13 protein-coding genes are annotated in these 17,599 nt (G+C 73.5%); 7 read left to right on the top strand and 6 right to left on the bottom strand.

Annotated elements, in window-relative coordinates:
* The first annotated feature begins 120 nt into the window (after positions 1 to 120).
* Positions 121 to 1,332, top strand: coding sequence for an acetyl-CoA C-acetyltransferase (locus ABEE00_RS33980; RefSeq protein ID WP_345749652.1), 1,212 nt, complete (start codon positions 121 to 123; stop codon positions 1,330 to 1,332).
* On the opposite strand, the gene ABEE00_RS33975 is transcribed toward ABEE00_RS33980, so the two are convergent.
* Positions 1,329 to 2,501 carry a CaiB/BaiF CoA transferase family protein gene (locus ABEE00_RS33975; RefSeq protein WP_345749651.1) on the bottom strand — a complete coding sequence of 391 codons (1,173 nt, stop codon included), beginning with the start codon at positions 2,499 to 2,501 and terminating at the stop codon, positions 1,329 to 1,331. The genes ABEE00_RS33980 and ABEE00_RS33975 overlap by 4 nt on opposite strands.
* 222 nt (positions 2,502 to 2,723) lie before the next feature.
* On the opposite strand from ABEE00_RS33975, the gene ABEE00_RS33970 reads away from it, so the two are divergent.
* Complete coding sequence (locus tag ABEE00_RS33970) at positions 2,724 to 3,092, top strand: VOC family protein (RefSeq protein WP_345749650.1); 369 nt, start codon at positions 2,724 to 2,726, stop codon at positions 3,090 to 3,092.
* Between the two features lie 16 nt (positions 3,093 to 3,108).
* On the opposite strand, the gene ABEE00_RS33965 is transcribed toward ABEE00_RS33970, so the two are convergent.
* A complete protein-coding gene (locus ABEE00_RS33965) occupies positions 3,109 to 4,317 on the bottom strand; it encodes a threonine synthase (RefSeq protein ID WP_345749649.1) in 1,209 nt (402 codons plus the stop codon).
* A 524-nt stretch (positions 4,318 to 4,841) separates the two neighbouring features.
* On the opposite strand from ABEE00_RS33965, the gene ABEE00_RS33960 reads away from it, so the two are divergent.
* Complete coding sequence (locus tag ABEE00_RS33960) at positions 4,842 to 5,930, top strand: S1 family peptidase (protein ID WP_345749648.1); 1,089 nt, start codon at positions 4,842 to 4,844, stop codon at positions 5,928 to 5,930.
* Positions 5,931 to 6,082: 152 nt separating this feature from the next.
* On the opposite strand, the gene ABEE00_RS33955 is transcribed toward ABEE00_RS33960, so the two are convergent.
* The 3 genes from ABEE00_RS33955 to ABEE00_RS33945 form a co-directional block, all read right to left on the bottom strand.
* Positions 6,083 to 8,734, bottom strand: coding sequence for a PA14 domain-containing protein (locus tag ABEE00_RS33955; protein WP_345749647.1), 2,652 nt, complete (start codon positions 8,732 to 8,734; stop codon positions 6,083 to 6,085).
* Positions 8,735 to 8,988: 254 nt separating this feature from the next.
* Positions 8,989 to 9,504 (bottom strand): lytic polysaccharide monooxygenase auxiliary activity family 9 protein, encoded by a 516-nt coding sequence (locus ABEE00_RS33950; RefSeq protein WP_345749646.1) that lies wholly within the window; start codon positions 9,502 to 9,504, stop codon positions 8,989 to 8,991.
* 484 nt (positions 9,505 to 9,988) lie between these two features.
* Positions 9,989 to 11,455 carry an FGGY-family carbohydrate kinase gene (locus ABEE00_RS33945; protein ID WP_345749645.1) on the bottom strand — a complete coding sequence of 489 codons (1,467 nt, stop codon included), beginning with the start codon at positions 11,453 to 11,455 and terminating at the stop codon, positions 9,989 to 9,991.
* Between the two features lie 158 nt (positions 11,456 to 11,613).
* On the opposite strand from ABEE00_RS33945, the gene ABEE00_RS33940 reads away from it, so the two are divergent.
* The 3 genes from ABEE00_RS33940 (at position 11,614) to ABEE00_RS33930 (ending at position 14,636) form a co-directional block, all read left to right on the top strand.
* A complete protein-coding gene (locus ABEE00_RS33940) occupies positions 11,614 to 12,249 on the top strand; it encodes a histidine phosphatase family protein (protein WP_345749644.1) in 636 nt (211 codons plus the stop codon).
* A complete protein-coding gene (locus ABEE00_RS33935; protein ID WP_345749643.1) occupies positions 12,246 to 13,070 on the top strand; it encodes a DeoR/GlpR family DNA-binding transcription regulator in 825 nt (274 codons plus the stop codon). The genes ABEE00_RS33940 and ABEE00_RS33935 overlap by 4 nt, the downstream gene beginning before the upstream one ends.
* Positions 13,071 to 13,154: 84 nt before the next feature.
* Positions 13,155 to 14,636, top strand: coding sequence for an FGGY-family carbohydrate kinase (locus tag ABEE00_RS33930; RefSeq protein ID WP_345749642.1), 1,482 nt, complete (start codon positions 13,155 to 13,157; stop codon positions 14,634 to 14,636).
* A gap of 330 nt (positions 14,637 to 14,966) precedes the next feature.
* On the opposite strand, the gene ABEE00_RS33925 is transcribed toward ABEE00_RS33930, so the two are convergent.
* A complete protein-coding gene (locus tag ABEE00_RS33925) occupies positions 14,967 to 16,028 on the bottom strand; it encodes an ATP-dependent DNA ligase (protein WP_345749641.1) in 1,062 nt (353 codons plus the stop codon).
* Positions 16,029 to 16,098: 70 nt separating this feature from the next.
* On the opposite strand from ABEE00_RS33925, the gene ABEE00_RS33920 reads away from it, so the two are divergent.
* Positions 16,099 to 17,599, top strand: a 1,501-nt coding sequence (locus ABEE00_RS33920) for a serine/threonine-protein kinase (RefSeq protein ID WP_345749640.1), incomplete at its 3' end; no start/stop codon positions are given.

The raw sequence follows: 17,599 nt of genomic DNA, 5'->3' as shown, positions 1-17,599 counted from the left end.
ACGCAAGCCCCCGCACCCCACCCAGCCCCGCACCCAACCGGGGCCCGGGGCGGAGCCCCGTCTCACACCGAGACGTAACGCGTATTGGACCGCCCGCACCGCAGGTGCAAGGGTCATGGCGTGACCGACATCGTCATCAGCCACCCCCTCCGCACGCCCATCGGCCGCTTCGGCGGCGCGCTGGCGACACAGACCCCGGCCGCCCTCGCCGCCCGCCTGATCGCGGAGATCGTCACCCGCGCAGACCTCGACGGCGCACAGATCGACGAGGTCATCCTCGGCCAGGCCTACCCGAGCTCCGACGCCCCTGCCCTCGGCCGAGTCGCCGCCCTCGACGCCGGACTGCCGCAGACCGTCACCGGCGTCCAGATCGACCGCCGCTGCGGCTCAGGGCTCCAAGCCGTCCTGGACGCCGCCATGCAGATCCGCTCCGGCTTCAGCGACGTCGTCGTCGCCGGCGGCGCCGAGGTCATGAGCGCGGCCCCGTACTACACGCACGAGGGCCGATGGGGCATCAAGGGCCCAGGACTCCAGCTCCACGACTCCCTCGCCCGCGGCAGGGTCACCGCGGGCGGCGTACACCACCCCGTACCGGGCGGCATGATCGAGACCGCCGAGAACCTGCGCAGGGAGTACGGGATCTCCCGCGCCGACCAGGACGAGCTGGCCCTGCGCTCCCAGCAGCGCGCGGGCCGAGCCGCAGCGGAGGGGAGATTCGCGCAGGAGACGGTTCCGGTCACCGTACGGACGCGGAAGGGCGAGACCGTCGTGGAGACGGACGAGCATCCGCGCCCCGACACCACGGCCGAGCAACTGACCGGGCTGCGCCCGGTGATGGGCAAGCAGGACGCGGAGGCGACCGTCACCGCGGGCAACGCCAGCGGGCAGAACGACGCCGCTGCCGCCTGCCTCGTCACCAGCGCCGCCACCGCCGAACGCCTCGGCCTGCGCCCGCTCCTGCGGCTGGTCTCCTTCGCCCGCGCCGGCGTACCGGCAGCGACCATGGGCCTGGGCCCGGTCGGCGCCACCCGCACAGCGCTTGACCGCGCAGGACTCACCCTCGCCGACCTGGACCTGATCGAGCTGAACGAGGCGTTCGCCGCCCAAGTCCTCGCCTGCACACGGGAGCTGGGCCTCACCGACGACGACCACGAGAAGCGGATCAACGTCAACGGCTCCGGCATCTCGCTCGGCCACCCCGTCGGCGCGACCGGCGCGCGCATCCTCAGCACCCTCGCGTACGAGGTACACCGCCGCGAGGCCCGCTACGCGCTGGAGACCATGTGCATCGGGGGCGGACAAGGCCTCGCCGCCATCTTCGAGCGGGCCTAACTGCTGCGGGGCGGGGGCATCCGGCCGGCCCCGCCGTCCCCCAGCCACTCCCGCAGCACCGCCCCGTGCTCGTCCAGCCGCGGCGGCGCCGACGGCGGGTTCACCGGCGTACCGGACATCCGCAGCGGACTGCGCACCTGCGGCACCCGGTCCTCGCCGACCTCGGCGACCGGGTCGAGGCCCAGCCGTTCGGCGAGGGCGAAGGCCTCCGAGAGGGAGTTGACCGGTCCCGCCGCGACGCCGACCGCGCCGAGCCGCCGCGTCCAGTTGTCGGCGGTGTCGGCGACCAGCAGCTCCTCCAGCGCCTTGACCAGCTCCTCGCGGTGCGCGACCCGGTCCGCGTTGCGCGCGAAGCGGGGATCGTCGGCCAGTCCTGGCGCCCCCAACGCACCGGCCATGGCCCGGAATTGGCGGTCGTTCCCCGCGGCCACGGCCAGCAGCCCGTCGCCGCAGGTCAGGGTCTCGTACGGGGTGATGCTCGGGTGCCTGTTGCCCATCGGCGCCGGGTCGCGCCCGGTGAGCAGGTGCCCGGACGCCTGGTTGACCAGCGAACCGAGCAGTGAGGACAACAGGTTCACCTCCACCACCTGGCCCTCGCCCGTACGGTCGCGGTGCCGCAGCGCGGCGAGGATGCCGGTCGCCGCGTCCTTGGCGGTCAGCACGTCCACCAGCGCCACGCCGGCCTTCACCGGTTCGCCGCCCGCCTCGCCTGTGATGCTCATCAGCCCGCCGACGGCCTGCACCACGAAGTCGTACCCGCCCATCGAGGCGCCGCCGCCGGAGCCGAAGCCGCTGATGGAGCAGTAGACGAGGCCGGGGTTGGCGGCCAGGGCGCTCGCGCCGTCCAGGCCGTACTTGGCGAGTGCGCCGGGCCGGAAGTTCTCCACCAGGACGTCGGCCCGCCGCGCCAGCTCCCGTGCCATCTCCGCGTCGCGAGGGTCGCCGAGGTCCAGGGCGAGTCCGCGCTTGGAGCGGTTCGCGGCGTCGAAGTACGCGGCCGTGCCGTCGGCCGCGAACGGCGGCCCCCACTGCCGGGTGTCGTCCCCGGCCCCGGGGCGCTCCACCTTCACGACCTCGGCGCCCAGGTCGGCGAGCGTCGCCGTGGCCAGCGGCCCGGCCAGCACCCTGCTGAAGTCGGCCACCAGCACACCTTCGAGCGGCAGTCCCACGCGGTCTCCCTCCTCCGGCGGTCCCGCGCATGCTTCCCCACCGCTCCCCCGCGTCCAATCCTCCGCGTCGTCCAACTCCACGGAATCGGCCGCTCCACCGCGTACATGGCTCGTACGGGGTCCGTGCGGAGTCGCTACGTGGTCCGTGCGGGGTCGGTGCGTGGCCCGCGCATGGCCCGTAATTCCCGCGACACCCGGCATCCGGCGTGCGAGGCTCGGCGGATGCTGGACCACATCGCACTCCAGGTACGCGACGTGGCCGCCAACGCGGCCTTCTACGAGACGGTGCTGGCCCCGCTCGGCGGCGGGCGCACCAAGGAGTTCGGCGAGTTCGTCAGCTTCGGGACCGAGGGCGGGCACACGTTCTGGATCATCCCGGCGACCGGCGAGGGCGCGCCCCGCGAGGCGCACATCGCGTTCGCCGCGCCCGACCGCGCCGCCGTGGACGCCTTCCACGCGGCTGCGGTGGACGCGGGCTACGAGTCCCTGCACGCACCGGCCGTGCACCCCGAATACCACGCCCACTATTACGGGGCCTTCGTACGCGACCCCGACGGCAACAACGTGGAGGCCGTCTGCCATACGGAGTGAGGGGCAGGGGCGGGGCTCAGGCGCCGGGGATGCCCGCTTCCCGCAGCCTCGGGAGCACCGCCTCCCACGACGGGTCCAGGGCCTCCGGCGACCCGGAGGCCACGCCGCGGTCCTTGAAGCCGCTGGAGGTGGAGACGCACACCACGGGCCCTTCCACCTCCCCGTACGCCCTGAGCCCGGCGAGCCCCGCCGCCGACGACAGCTCGGCCCACATGCCCTGACCGGCCAACTCCCGCTGTGCGGCGCGCATCTGGCCGTCGCCGACCAGCAGCGCCTCGCCGCCGCTCTCCTTGACGGCGCGCACCGCGCGGTAGCCGCCGACCGGGGTGTCGATGGCGTACGCGTCGGTCTCGCCCACCTCCACCCGCGCCGCGGGGCGGCCCTGCCGCAGCGCGGCGGCGAGCGGTCCGCCCACGGCGGGCTCGCAGCCGAAGACGCGCGGCACGCGGTCGGCGAGGCCGAGGCGGCGCAGCTCGGCGAAGCCCTTCCAGATCCCGAAGAGGAGTTCGCCGTAGCCGACGGGGGCGAACACGGCCGCCGGGGCGCCCAGTTCGGCGAAGATCTCGTACGCGACCGTCTTGTACCCCTCGGGCCCGAAGCCGTGGCCCGTGTGCGTCGCGGTGAGGTTGCTGACCGGGTGCAGCCCGCAGCGCTCCACGATCCGCCGCATCAGCGGCCACCGTGACTCCGCCGGTACGGGCAGCAGCACGGCCCCGTACGCCGCGACGAACGAGGCGACCGCCGGGGGCATGCCGGCCGAGGCGAGCACGACGCAGCGCAGTCCGGCGCGGGCCGCGTAGGCGGCGGCCGAGGCGGCGTGGTTGCCGGAGGAGGCGACGACCACGCCGGGCGCGCCCACGCCGGCGGCGGCGCTCACCGTGACACGGTTGAGCCGGTCCTTGTGGCTCCAGGTGGGGTTGCGGGACTCGTCCTTGATGTACGTGTCGTGGCCGATGTCGATCAGCGGCGTCCCGCCTTCGCCGAGGCCCGGGGCGGTCAGGGGCGGCAGCAGTGGGGCCCACCGGTCCAGGCCGGGGCCGTTCTGTGTGCGACGCAGGGCGTCGCGGTCCACGTCGTCGTACGCGTAGTCGACCTCGACCGGGTAGGCGAGGTCGTCCGTGCTGGTACGGGGGCAGCCGCTGGTCAGCGGGGGCCACAGGGGATAGCGGATCCCCGGGTCGCCGAGGGAGAGCTGGTCGGTGGCGAGCGAGCGTTCCTGGGTCATCCGGGAAGCGTACGAGGCGGGGCTCCGCCCCGGCCCCGTTGGCAACGGGGTTGCGCGGGAGCAGGGGGCGCGAGTCCGGTTGTGCCCACCCGTTCCGCCCCAGCGGAACGAATGCCCACAACCTCGTACAGACACCGGAGCGGAAGCGAACCCCGCAGCGAATCGCGGGGCGCGGCGGCCGGCAGCGGGGCGCGACGCTCGTTCATTCGTCACCCGGGGACGCCGCAGACCGGGCGAGGGGCGGGCGGAGGCGCGGAGCGTCGTAGCCCGGCCCGTAACTCACAAGTCGGGCGCAACCACACACCCACATCCCGCCGCAGCGGAAAGCAACCACGTTCGGCGGCCGTCGGCGGTCACATCGCGGCGGAACCATACACGAGCGGCCCCAGCCCCACGCAGTGGCACGCATAACGTGAGCGTGACTCACCACCCACCTCCCCAGCCGGTGACCCTGTTCACCCGACCCGCCCCACAGGGAAGAGGTGTCCGCAGTGGGCCACCGCCGGAGGAGCAAACGCCCGTACGTGATCGGCACAGCCGCAGCAGCCGCACTCGCCGCCGCGGCGGCCCTGCTCCCGTACGCCAACGCCGGAACACCGGACGTCGCCCACCGACTCAGCGCGCCCGACGCGGCGCGGCTCGGCACGGGCCTCGCCTCCGAACTCGGCGCCAGACAAGCCGGCTGGTACTTCGACGCCGACAGCAAGCAGCTCGTGATGAACGTCCTGGACCCGCACACCGCCGCCACCGTACGGAAGCACGGCGGCGCAGCACGCATAGTGGCCAACAGCGGTGCCGAACTCCGCAGCACAGCGGCCTACTTACGCCACGAAGCAGCCGTCCCCGGAACGGCCTGGTCCATAGACCCCAGAACCAACAAGGTCGTGGTCAGCGCCGACCGCACGGTCACCCGCACAGGCATGGAAACCCTCAACAGGGCCGCCGCACAGCGGCAGCGCACGATGACAGTGCAGCGCTCCAAGGGCGCCTTCCGCCCGTACAAGGGCACAACCAAGGCGACCGGCACGCATGGCAGCACAGCACGCGGTGGCGACCCCATCTTCGGCGCCGGCGCCCGCTGCTCCCTCGGCTTCAACGTGACCCGCGCCGGCGCCCCCGCCTTCCTCACCGCGGGCCACTGCGGCAACGCCTCCCGCACCTGGAGCGCCGACCAGCAAAGCCGCGCGCCCCTCGGCACGGTCGCGGAATCCGCGTTCCCGAGGACCGACTTCGCCCTCGTCTCGTACGCGGACCAGGCGGCGCGACCGCCCAGCGAAGTCGCACTCGGCGGCGGCAGGACGCAGCCCATCACGCACGCGGCGAACGCATCCGTCGGCATGGAGGTCCAGCGCAGCGGCAGTACGACGGGCGTGACCGGCGGCACGGTGACCGGCCTGGACGCGACGGTCAACTACGGCGACGGCGAGGTCGTCTCGGGCCTCATCCAGACCGACGTGTGCGCCGAACCGGGCGACAGCGGCGGTTCCCTCTTCGCGGGCGACGCGGCGGTCGGCCTCACCTCGGGCGGCAGCGGCGACTGCACGCAGGGCGGCCAGACGTTCTTCCAGCCGGTCACGACCGCCCTCAAGGCGACGGGCTCCCGACTCGGCTGACCCACAGGCCACCGAGGGCCGCAAGGGCCCACCCCTACGCCCCGGAACGCGGACGCTTCCCCGCGCCCCCGCCCGCGCACGGGGCACACGGTGCGGGGCCCGGTCACCCGGACCGGGCCCCGCACCTCAACGAGGCGTAGACCACAGGCAGTTCACCGCCGGGCGCACTGCCCCGGCGACGCCCCCTCCCGCAGCAGCTCCCGGTGCGCGGCGCGGAGCCGCTCCGGGTCCGCCTTGAGGGTGCGCCGGTCGTAGGTCATCAGCCCGTTCAACTCGCCCTCCACATCGCTGATCTGCGTGTAGATGGCCCCGGTCACCCCGTCGCACACGGCCCGCTTCTTCACCGCGGCGAGCAGCTTCAGATACTCGCCGGTGTACTCCTCCGGCTTCACCCCGACGTACGTGTGCTGCACCGGCCACGCATGCCCCGGCACCGCGAGCCCGAGGCCGCCGTACTCGCCGGTGACCTTGGCGCGCTGTTCCCCGGCCTTCTGGTCGCCGGGCCCCGGGTAGGCGTGGATGTCGGAGAGGTCGCCGTTGCCGCCGTCGACCGCGCCGCAGCAGTTGTGCCCGCTCATGTTGTCCACGAGCCGCGTCGGGTCCCACGCCTTGACCTGGTCGGCGATGCGCGCCTGGTCGTACTGCCCCCAGCCCTCGTTGAACGGCACATACGTGGTCACCGACGGGCTGTTGTGGTGCTGCTCGACCATGGTCCGCATCTCCTTCTCGTACTGGGTACGGGAAGCGGCCGACGGCGTGCGGTCGTTGGCCATCGCGGGCATGTCCTGCCAGACCATCAGCCCCAGCTTGTCGGCCCAGTAGAACCACCGCGCGGGCTCGACCTTGATGTGCTTGCGCACGGTGTTGTAGCCGAGCTTCTTGTGCATCTTGAGGTCGTACGCCAGCGCCTCGTCGGTGGGAGCCGTGTGCAGGCCGTCGGGCCAGAAGCCCTGGTCGAGGGTGCCCATGTTGAAGATCGGCTTGCCGTTGAGCACGGTGCGCTTGTGCCCGGCGATCTCCTTCACGCCGACGCTGCGCATACCGAAGTAGCTGTTCACCGCGTCTGCCCGGGCCCCGCTTCCGACCCGTACCTTCAGCTTGTACAGGTGCGGATCGTCCGGCGACCACAGGTGCGGCTTCGGCACGGGCACCGACAGCGCGCCCTCGCCCGTGCGCCCGCGCGCCTCGCCGACCTTGCGCCCGCCGTCGTACGCGGTGGCCGTCACCGGCAGTCCCGCGCGGTTGCCCCGTACCTCCGCGCTCAGCTTCTCGCCCTGCACATCCGGCGTGAGCTTCAGGTCCTCCGCGTACCCGGACTCGGCGACCGGCTCCATCCACACCGACTGCCAGATGCCCGAACTCGGCGTGTAGAAGATGCCGCTGGGGTCGAGGCGCTGCTTGCCGGCCGGCGGGTTGGGGCCGTTCTTCGCGTCGGTGGGGTCGTACACGCCCACGACCAGCTCCTGCTTCTTCGCGCCGGGCTTGAGAGCGTCGGTGACGTCGGCGGAGAAGTGGTCGTAGCCGCCCTTGTGCGCGGTGATCCGCTTCCCGTTCACGTACACCTCGGACTGCCAGTCCACGGCCTCGAAGTTGAGCCGCAGCCGCTGCCCGTCACCGGGCTTCCAGTCGCGGGGGACGGTGAAGTCGCGGCGGTACCACATGCGTTCCTCGTGCCGGCCGACGCCGGAGAGCTCCGATTCGACCGGGTACGGGACGGTGATCCGCTCCTTCAGGTTCCGGCCGAAGGGGGGCCGCTCGCCCTCCCGCGCGCCCGCGAACTGCCACTGCCCGTTCAGCGACTTCCACTGCTTCCTGGCGAGCTGCGGGCGCGGGTATTCGGGGTGCGGGTTGTTCTTGTCGACCTTCGCCGCCCACTTCGTCCGTAGCTGGTGTTCGGACTTGTTGGAACCGCTCGCCCAGAACGCGTCCAGCGCCCTGCCGTCCTTCTCCGCGAGCCCGCCCTTGCCGTCGTAGAAGATCTCCGCGGTGCCACCGCGCCCGACCACCGGCTCCTTGAGCGTGAGCAGCAGCCTGCGCGGGTCGCGGGGGTCGGCCCGTACGCCGCCGAGCGGCCACTCGGCGCCTCCGATGACGGCACGCAGGTGACGGGTCAACTCCTTGCCGGGGGCGCGGAGTTCGCGGGGGAAGTCCATGGCGAGGGTGCGGCCGTCGGCGCGTACGGAGGCGCTGTCCGGACGGTCGTCGGTGTAGCCCTCCGGCAGCGAGAAGGCGTCGGCCGGCACGGGCTGCCGCTGCTGACCCGGGCTCTGCCAGTCCAGGTGCAGGTTGGAGCCGCCCTCGTGCTCGAAGTAGTCGACCCTGATGTCGTGCTTCCCCGCGTCCAGCTTCACCGGCTCGCTGGTCTGCGGCTTGTCCCAGTCGTCCACCCAGTGGTCGATGACCTGCTTGCCGTCGATCCACATCCGGAAGCCGTTGTCGCCGGTCATCGTGAAGGTGTACGCCTCCGAGCGCGGCGCGTCGATGCGGCCCGTCCAGCGCACGCTGACGTGGTCGGTCTGCCCCGTGGCCGCGCCGAGCCGCGGCTCCAGGTCCTTGAGGTCGAGGTTCCGGTCCACGCCTGTGGCCTTGTACGAGGCGAAGTCGAAGGCGCCGGGGGCGCTGTGGGTGAAGTAGTCGGCCTTGAGGCCCTGGGTCTTCGCCTGGGCGCTGCGGGTCTCGTGCTTCTGCGGCTGCGGTGCGGCGGCCGTGACCGCGGGCAGCCCCGCGACCAGCGCGCATGCCAGTACGGGGCCGAGGAGTCTGCGGCCGGGGGCTCTCCGGCCCGGGTGTGGGGATCTGCGCACACGTCCTCCTGAAACGGGTGAAACGGAAGGTGCTCGCAAAGCTGCGTGCACATTCAGGCACCGCAAACAGAAGGCGTCAAGACCGAACGTCAGAAATCAACGTGAAGTAACAGGCTGCGAGGGGGAGTTGCGTGTCCGGGCATACGACGGTGCCGCCGGACCGGGGAGGGTCCGGCGGCACCGGGGACGCGCGCGAGCGGCGAGAGGGAAGCGCTCTGTGGGAGGGCCAGATGTGCGCTGGTTCCGTCGGCGCGTCAGCCGACCTTCACGTCCGTGCAGGCGTAGAAGGCGTTCGCGGTGTCGGCGATGTTCCACACGGCGAGCACCTTCTGCTTGCCGGTCAGGCCGCCGAAGTTGACCTGGTGCGTCACGGTCTCGCCGGGGCGCTTGCCGCCGTCGTTGAACTCGGCGATCTTCTTGCCGCCTGCGTAGTACTGCCAGGTGCTGGTCGCGTGACGCGCCGTCAGCTTCCACGTGAAGCTCGTGGTCTGGCCGACCGGGGTCACCTTCCAGCCCTTGCTGTCGTCGTCCAGCTCCTTGAACTGGGAGTTGCCGCCGCTGCAGCTCTTCAGGCCCTTGGGGCCCTCCACGCTCTGCGGCTCCCACTTGATGGGCCCGCAGGAGACCGTGCCCTTGGCGCACTGGTCCTGCCGGCTGGGCGGGGAGGTCACCCAGCCGTGCGCGCTGGCCTGGCCGACGGGGAGGGTGAGCACGAGCACCGGTGCGATCCCGGCCCCGAGCAGGGCCGCGAGCTTGCGCTTCTTGTGCATGCCAACTCCTTCACGGGAGGGGAGTTCCATGGGGTGGTTCCGCATGCGTTGGGGGCTGGCGCCCCCGGTGTCGCGATAGGTCTAGACTTTAGCGCCCGCCCTTAATTGGTCAAGACCACGCGTTGCATGTACTTCACTTTTTGACCGCCGGCCGCTTGGCGTGTGGTTGCTTTCCGCTGCGGCGGAAGTTGGGTGAGTGGTTGCGCCCGACTTCTGAGTGACGGCCCGCCCTACGACGCTCCGCGCCTCCGGTCGGGCCTTGCTCCGGTCTGCGGCGTCCGCGGGTGACGAAAGAACGAGCCGCCGCGCCGCGCTGCTGGTCGCCGCGCCCCGCGTCTCGCTGCGGGCCTCCGCTTCCGCTCCGGTGCCCGTACGAGGTTGTGGGCATTCGTTCCGTCGGGGCGGAACGGGTGGGCACAACCGGACTTGCACCCCCTGCTCCCACGCAACCCCGTTGCCAACGGGGCCCGGGGCGAAGCCCCGGTTACGCCGCGGGGGCCGCGCCCCACGACGGCCGCTCGCGGTCTATCGCCTCGCGGTAGCGCGCGTAACCCGCCTCGTACAACGCCACGTTGGCGGACTCCGGCTCGATCACCTCGTAGTCGGCGTGCCACACGGCCTCGTCCACGGGGTCGCCGAGGGCCCGGCGGGCCACCACGACCGCCCCCTTCGCCCCCACCTCGGCCTCCAACGGCACCCGCACAGGCCTCCCCAGAATCCCCGCGAACACCCGCATCCACCCCCGCGACCGCGTACCCCCACCACACGCGGCGAGCTCCCCGGACAACCCGGCCGCCTCCAGACAGTGCCGCGCCGCGTACCCCACCCCCTCGCACATGGCCCGCACCAGATCAGCCGGCCCATGCGCGAGGCTCAGCCCGGCGAAGCCCGCCCGCGCACCCGGCGCGACGAACGGCGCCCGCTCCCCCGCCTCGGACAGGAACGGCAGCGCCGTGACCCCCGCCGCCCCCGCGGGGCTCGACCGCAGCATCCCCTCCAGGTCCGAGGTGTCGGCGCCCACCGTCGCCAGCGCCCAGTCGATGCCCGCCGTCCCCGTCATCGCCGGCATGGCCCGCAGCCATCGCCCCTCGTCGGGCGTGCACAGCCACATCCCGGCCGGCTCGTCCCCCGCGCGCGGCTCCGCGCGGTCGGCCATCACCTGGCAGGCCAGCGTGGTGCCCACAGTCAGCAGCCCCTCGCCGACGCCCCGCACCCCGCTCCCGATCGCGCAGGCGGGCAGGTCGTACGGGCCCGAGGTGACCGGCAACCCCCGCGGCAGCCCCAGCAGTTCGGAACCGCGCCGCCCCAGCTCCAGCACCGTGCCGGGCGCGGCGGGCTCCGGCAGCAGCCGGGCCGCGCCGGCGACGCCGCACGCCTCGAGGGCCGCGCGGGAGTACGTACGGCTCACCGGGTCGAGGAAGGGAAGCGTCGCATCGGAGGCGTCCACGCTGATCACGCCGGTGAGGTGCTGGGCGACGGCGTCCACGCAGTACCCGGCGACCGCGGCCCGCTCCAGGCTCTCCGGTTCGTGCTCCGCCAGCCAGCCGAGCAGCGGCGCATGGCAGCCGGGGAACATTCCGGAACCGGTGTGCCCGTACACCTCCCGCACCGTGCCGTCCGCCTGCCAGCGGGCGACCGTACCGGCCGCGCGGCCGTCCATCCAGGAGATCATCGGCCGCACCGGCCGCCCCTCGGCGTCCCGCAGCCAGAGCCCGTCGCCCTGCCCGGTGAGCGCCAACGCGTCGGGGAGGGCGGGAAGTTGAGCCGCGACCTCCCGTACGACCTCGCCCACCGAGCCCAGCACCTGGTCGAGATCCTGCTCGACGATCCCGCCCGGCGCCCGCTCGACCGTGGAGCGGCGGGACGCCGTGCACACGGAGCGCCCGTCGCGGTCGAAGGCCACGGCCTTGGTGACGGACGTGCCGATGTCGACGCCGATGATGTGGCCCATGTCCCGCTTCTCCGTTCCGCCGTGCGCCCTGGGGGCTCCTTCGCCACACAGGTGCTGTTAGATTTAACGCGGACGACGTGAAGTAGGCAAGGGTCGGACCGCCCGCACCAGCGCGGACACCGGTCGGCGGCCCCCGCACCCAGGGAAGGACGGGCCGTATGACCGCCCGGCTGCTGCTCGTACGCCATGGCCAGACGACCTGGCACGCGGAGAACCGCTATGCGGGGATCACCGATGTCCCGCTGACCGAGGAGGGGGAGCGCCAGGCGCGCGGCCTCGGCGCGTGGGCGGCGCGGCGCGGCGTGGACGCGCTGGCCTGCTCCCCCATGAGCCGCGCCAGGGAGACGGCGCGGCCGGCGGCCGAGGCGCTGGGCCTTGAGCCCCATGTGCTGGACGGGCTGCGGGAGATGGACTTCGGCTGGGGCGAGGGGCGCACGGTCGGGGAGATGGAGGCCGAGTCGCCGGAGCGGCTGCGGGCGTTCAGGGAGGACGCGCGGGAGGGCGCGTTCCCCGGTTCGGAGCCGGTGGACGAGGTGGCGGCGCGGGTGTGCGGCGCGCTGCGCGGGCTCGCGGCCGAAACACCCCCTGACCAGCGGCGCACGGTGCTGGTGGTGGCGCACAACACGGCGTTGCGCATCGCGCTCTGCTCGCTGCTGGGCATCCCGCTGGGCCGCTACAGGCTGGTGCTGCCGCGGCTGGACAACGCGGCGGTGACGGAGATCGAGCTCGACGGCGCCGAGTGCGGGCGCGCGGCGCTGCGCGCCCTCAACCTGCCGACGGGAGCGGCGGCATGAGTGATCGCGAAATGGCTGCTCGCGGCACGAGCGGTCGCGCGCCCGCGGGGTCGGCCCGTTCGCAGGAGCAGCGCCGCAGGGTGGTCTCGGACCATGTGCTGGAGCACGGCACGGTGACCGTCGCCGAGCTCGCCGAACTGACCGGCGTCAGCGTGATGACGGTCCACCGCGACCTGGAGGAACTCGCCAGGCGCGGCGTCCTGCGCCGCTTCCGCGGCGGCGTCTCGGCGCTGCCCTCCAGCGTCTTCGAGAGCAACCTCGACTACCGCCTCGGCGTGCACACCGCCGAGAAGGAGGCCATCGCGCGGGAGGCGTCGGCGCTGGTCGGACCCGGTATGTCGGTGATGCTCGACGACTCCACGACGGCGCTCGCGCTGGCGCGGCTGCTGCCCGGCACGGGCCCGCTGACGGTGCTGACGAACGCGCGCCGGGTGGTGGACGTGTTCGCCGGGCAGGAGGACGTGCGGCTGATCGCGCTGGGCGGCGAGTACTCGCACACCCACGACTCCTATCTCGGGGTGCCCTGCGTGGAGGCGGTCCAGGCGATGGCGGTGGACCTCGTCCTGGTGAGCACCTCCGCCATGAACGGCCGCATGACCTACCACCAGGAGCAGGACGTGGTGCTGGTCAAGCGCGCGATGCTGGGTGCGGGGACGCGTACGGCCCTGCTGATGGACCACTCCAAGACGGCGCGCACCGCGCTCCACCGGCTGTGCCCCGTAGGGGACTTCGACCACGTCATCGTCGACGGGGGCGTGGACGGCACGCTGCTCGCGGAGCTGCGCAAGCAGACGGACGTACGGGTGGCGAGCGCGCGGTGAATCCGCCGACGCCGATGTAAAGCCACCCGCGTTAATTTCACACACGTGGTAACACCCCCGCTCCCCCACGATTGGATCTCCGCCGTGACCGAAGGCTCAGCAACCCGAACTCCCGCCTCCGGCGGCCCCGTTGGCGCACCCGTCGTCGCGGGCGTCGACGTGGCCACCGCGAACGTGCGGGTGGTCTGCGCCGACGCGGAGGGCCGGATCGTCGCGGAGGGCGGGGCGCCGCTGCCGGCACCGGTACGCGAGGGAGGCCGCAGCGAACAGGACGCGCGCGCGTGGTGGCCCGCCACGGCCGAGGCGCTGCGCCAGGCGACCTCGGCGCTGCCCGGGCGCGGCCGCGAGGTGCGGGCGGTCGCGGTCTCCGCCACCTCCGGCACGTTCGTCGCGGCTGACGCGGACGGCGTACCGCTCGGCCCGGCGCTGATGTACGACGACCGCCGCGGGGCCGAACTCAACGCCCGCGCACAGGAGTCGGGCGCCGAACGCTGGTCCGCGCTCGGGCTCACCGTCGGGCCGACGGCGGCGCTCGGCCGCGTCGCCTGGTACGCGCGGCCCGAGGCCGAACACACCCCGCGCCTCATCCTCCACACCCCCGAGGTGCTGGGCCGGGCGCTCACCGGCGGGCCCGTTCCCGCCGACTGGAGCCACGCGCTCAAGACCGGCTACGACCCGCTGCGCGGCGAGTGGCCCGCCGAGGTGCTCGACGCGCTCGGCGTTCCCGCCGGGTGGCTGCCCGCTGTGCGGCCGCCCGCGACCGGCGCAGGACGGGTGTGCGCCGAGGCCGCGGCCGAGACGGGGCTGCCCGAGGGCTGCGCGGTGCGCCTCGGGATGACGGACGGGTGTGCCGGGCAGTTGGCCACGGGGGCTGTGCGGCCGGGGGAGTTCGTGGGGGTGCTGGGGACGACGTACGTGCTCAAGGGCGTCACCCGTGAGCTGCTCACCGACCCGGCCGGCGCGGTCTACAGCCACCGGCACCCGGACGGGTGGTGGCTGCCCGGCGGGGCGTCCAACACGGGCGGTGAGGCGCTGGCCGACGTTCCGCGCGACCGCCTCGCCGCGCTGGACGCGGCCGCCGCCGCACGGGGGCCGGCCTCGCACGTCCGCTATCCGCTGCGGCGCGAGGGCGAGCGCTTCCCGTTCCTCAGCGGGGCGGCGCGGGGGTTCGCCGTGGGTTCGGCGGAGGACGAGGCGGACCGGCACCGGGCGGCGCTGGAGGGGGTCGCCTTCTTGGAACGGCTGGCGGTCGAGCGGGTACGGGGGCTCGGTACGGCGGTCGAGGGGCCGTTGTACGCGGCCGGGGGCGGGAGTCGCAGCGAGCTGTGGACGCGGATCCGGGCGTCCGTACTGGGCATGCCGTTGCGGGTGGCGCCCCGCGCCGAAACGGCACTGGGAGCGGCCCTGTTGGCCGCAACCGGCACCCTCCACGGCTCGCTGGCCGAGGCGGCCGCGGCGATGACGGCGCCCGGCACCGTGGTGGACCCGGATCCCCGGGAGGGGGCGGCGTTGGAGGAGTCCTACGCCCACTTCGTACGGGAGCTGAGCACTCGCAACTGGCTCTGAACGCGGGGCTTCGCCCCGGGCCCCGTTGGGAGCGGGGTGGCGCGGGAGCGGGGTCTTACGTCCGCTGTGCCCACCCGTTCCGCCCCTGCGGAACGATTGCCCACAGCTCGTACGGGGGGGGCGAGTGCGGAGCCCGCGGCGCGGCAACCCCACAGCGAGTCGCGACTGCTCGTTCGTACGCAACCCGCGGACGCCGCAGACCAGAGCAAGGCCCGACCGGAGGCGCGGAGCGTCGTAGGGCGGGCCGTAACTCAGAAGTCGGGCGCAACCACCCACCCACATCCCGCCGCAGCGGAAAGCAACAAGAAGCGGACCCGACCGGCGGTCAAATCAAGAAGCGCCCAAAACCGCCGCCAAGTCATACCGCACGGGCTCCCGAACCTGCCCGAACCCGCAGCTCTCCGGCGAACGGTCGGACCGCCACCGCCGGAAGACGGCCGTATGCCGGAACCGCATTCCCTGCACATGGTCAAAGGCGACCTCGCACACGAGCGAAGGCTCCAAAGGGACCCACGACTGGTCCTTGCCGCCGCTCCACCGGTTCGGCGCCCCCGGCAGCCGCGCCGTCTCGTGCGCCGCCGCGTTCTGCCAGGCCGCCCACGGATGCCCGTCGAGATCAACGGCGAGCGGCCGCAGCTCGCCCCACAGCCGCACCCGCTCACGCGCGCTGAACGCCCCGCACGCGCCCACGTAGTGAAGCGTTCCCCCGTCGTCGTACAGCCCGAGCAGCAGCGACCCGAGCCCCTCCCCCGAAGCGTGCGCCCTCATCCCCGCCACCACGCAGTCCGCCGTGCGCTCGTGCTTGACCTTGGTCATCGCCCGCTCCCCCGGCCGGTACGGCAGCGTCGGCCGCTTCGCCACGATCCCGTCCAGACCCGCGCCCTCGAACTGCCCGAACCAGTCCCGCGCCACCGCGATGTCGTACGTCGCCGGCGCGAGGAACACCGGGTCCTCCACCCCGTCCAACGCCTCCTCCAGCGCGGTGCGCCGCTCGCTCAGCGGCCGCTCCAGCCACCGTTCGCCGTCCAGGGCCAGCAGATCGAAGGCCACGTAGGCGGCGGGGAGTTCGACGGCCAGCTTCCGTACACGGGAGGCCGCGGGATGCACACGCTCCTGGAGCGCGTCGAAGTCCAGCCGCCCGTCGCGCGCGACGACGATCTCGCCGTCCAGCACGCACCGTTCGGGCAGCCGGGCGCGGAATGCCGCGAGCAATTCGGGGAAGTAGCGGGACAGCGACTTGGTGCTGCGGCTGCCGATCTCCACCTCGTCGCCGTCCCTGAACACCAGACCGCGATAGCCGTCCCACTTCGCCTCGTACTGCATCCCCTCGGGAATGCGCTCGGCGGCGCGGGCCAGCATCGGTTTCACGGGCGGCATGACCGGAAGATCCATATCCGCGATTCTGCGCCGGGCGCCCGGAGGCCGCCTGCCGGGGAGGGGCCGTTAAGGTACCGGGGTACGCATGTGCCACTGGGGGAAGCTGAGTTACGTGGAGAGTGACGGCGAGCCGGAGATAGCGGGCAGGTACCGCCTCACGGACCGGATCGGGCACGGCGGCATGGGCACCGTCTGGCTGGCCGAGGACGGTCTGCTGGGCCGCCGGGTCGCGGTCAAGCGGCTGCGGCTGCCACCGCAGTTGGACGACGACGAGCGGGCGCGCCTGCTGGAGCGCACCCGGCGCGAGGCGCGCAGCGCCGCGCGCATCAGCCACCCGAACGTGATCGTGGTGCACGACGTCGTCGAGGACTCGGGACTGCCGTGCATCGTCATGGAGTACGTGCCCGCCCGCTCCCTCGGCGACGCGCTCAAGGAGCAGGGCCCGCTCTCCCCCGACGCGGCCGTGCGCACGGCGCTGGCCATGACCTCGGCCCTGCGCGCCGCGCACGCCGCCGGGGTGCTGCACCGCGATGTGAAGCCCGCGAACGTGCTGCTCTCCGAGGAGGGCGCGCGGCCCGTGCTCACCGACTTCGGGATCGCCGCGGCCTCCGGGACGGCGACGCTCACCCGGACCGGTGAGTTCGTGGGCTCCATGGCGTACACCGCGCCGGAGCGCTTCCACGGCGCCGACTCGACTCCCGCCGCCGATGTGTGGGCGCTGGGCGCCACGCTGTACGAGGCGGTGGAGGGGCGCACGCCGTTCGAGCGGGACACCTGGCTGGAGACCGCGTACGCGGCGGCCACCGAGGAGCCGCACCCCATGCAGCGCGCGGGCGTCCTCGCCCCGGTGCTGGAACGGCTGCTGGCCAAGGACCCCGAGGAGCGCCCCGCGCTGGAGGAGGCCGAACGGCTGCTGCGCGACGCGTACGGAGGCGGCAGGCGCACCGAGGAACACACCCAGGTCCCGGCCCCCGCGCCGGAATCGGCGACGGGCGCGGCGGCAGGTGCGACGGCCGGTTCCGCTGCGGGCGCGGCGCCAGGTACGGCGGCCGGCTCCGCGACCGGTTCCGCGACGGGTTCGGAGGCCACGACCACGTACGGCCGCGGGGAGCACCACGGCCGGAACTCCGCCGTGTCCGCGCCCTCTCCCGCAGCGGCGGGCACCTCCGTCGAGGAGCCGGTCACCGCGCACGGAAGCACCACGGGACACGGAAGCGCCACGGGGCACGGGCACGGAAGCACCCCGGGCAACCCCGGCGATCCGGCCCATGCGGGCACCCACACGGGCCCGGGCTACACGCGTCACACACCCGGCGCGCAACCTTCGCAGCCTTCGCACAACTCCGGCCCCGGGTACGGCGCCGGCCCCGTGCCCGTGCTCGACGACGGCTCGGCGACGGGCGGTTCGGCGGTGGCGGGCGACCCCCACGGGACCGTGGTGCGGCCGCCCGGGAAGCCGCGGCGCCGCGGCGCGCGCGTGCTCGCCTGGTCGGCCGCCGTCGCGGTGGTGGGGGGGGCCCCCGCCCCCCGCGGCGGGATGGTGGCACGCCACGGACACCGCCCCCCCGAGCCGCCCACCACCCCCA

Source organism: Streptomyces odontomachicola, from assembly GCF_039605595.1.
GTDB lineage: Bacteria > Actinomycetota > Actinomycetes > Streptomycetales > Streptomycetaceae > Streptomyces.
This window is presented reverse-complemented; position numbering and strand designations above follow the sequence as displayed.

What these genes read in the sequence shown, in the direction of transcription:
- ABEE00_RS33970 (WP_345749650.1), top strand. Translation starts at nt 2,724, where the DNA reads ATGCTGGACCACATCGCACTCCAGGTACGCGACGTGGCCGCCAACGCG.
- ABEE00_RS33965 (WP_345749649.1), bottom strand. Translation starts at nt 4,317, where the DNA reads ATGACCCAGGAACGCTCGCTCGCCACCGACCAGCTCTCCCTCGGCGAC.
- ABEE00_RS33950 (WP_345749646.1), bottom strand. Translation starts at nt 9,504, where the DNA reads ATGCACAAGAAGCGCAAGCTCGCGGCCCTGCTCGGGGCCGGGATCGCA.
- ABEE00_RS33945 (WP_345749645.1), bottom strand. Translation starts at nt 11,455, where the DNA reads ATGGGCCACATCATCGGCGTCGACATCGGCACGTCCGTCACCAAGGCC.
- ABEE00_RS33940 (WP_345749644.1), top strand. Translation starts at nt 11,614, where the DNA reads ATGACCGCCCGGCTGCTGCTCGTACGCCATGGCCAGACGACCTGGCAC.
- ABEE00_RS33935 (WP_345749643.1), top strand. Translation starts at nt 12,246, where the DNA reads ATGAGTGATCGCGAAATGGCTGCTCGCGGCACGAGCGGTCGCGCGCCC.
- ABEE00_RS33925 (WP_345749641.1), bottom strand. Translation starts at nt 16,028, where the DNA reads ATGGATCTTCCGGTCATGCCGCCCGTGAAACCGATGCTGGCCCGCGCC.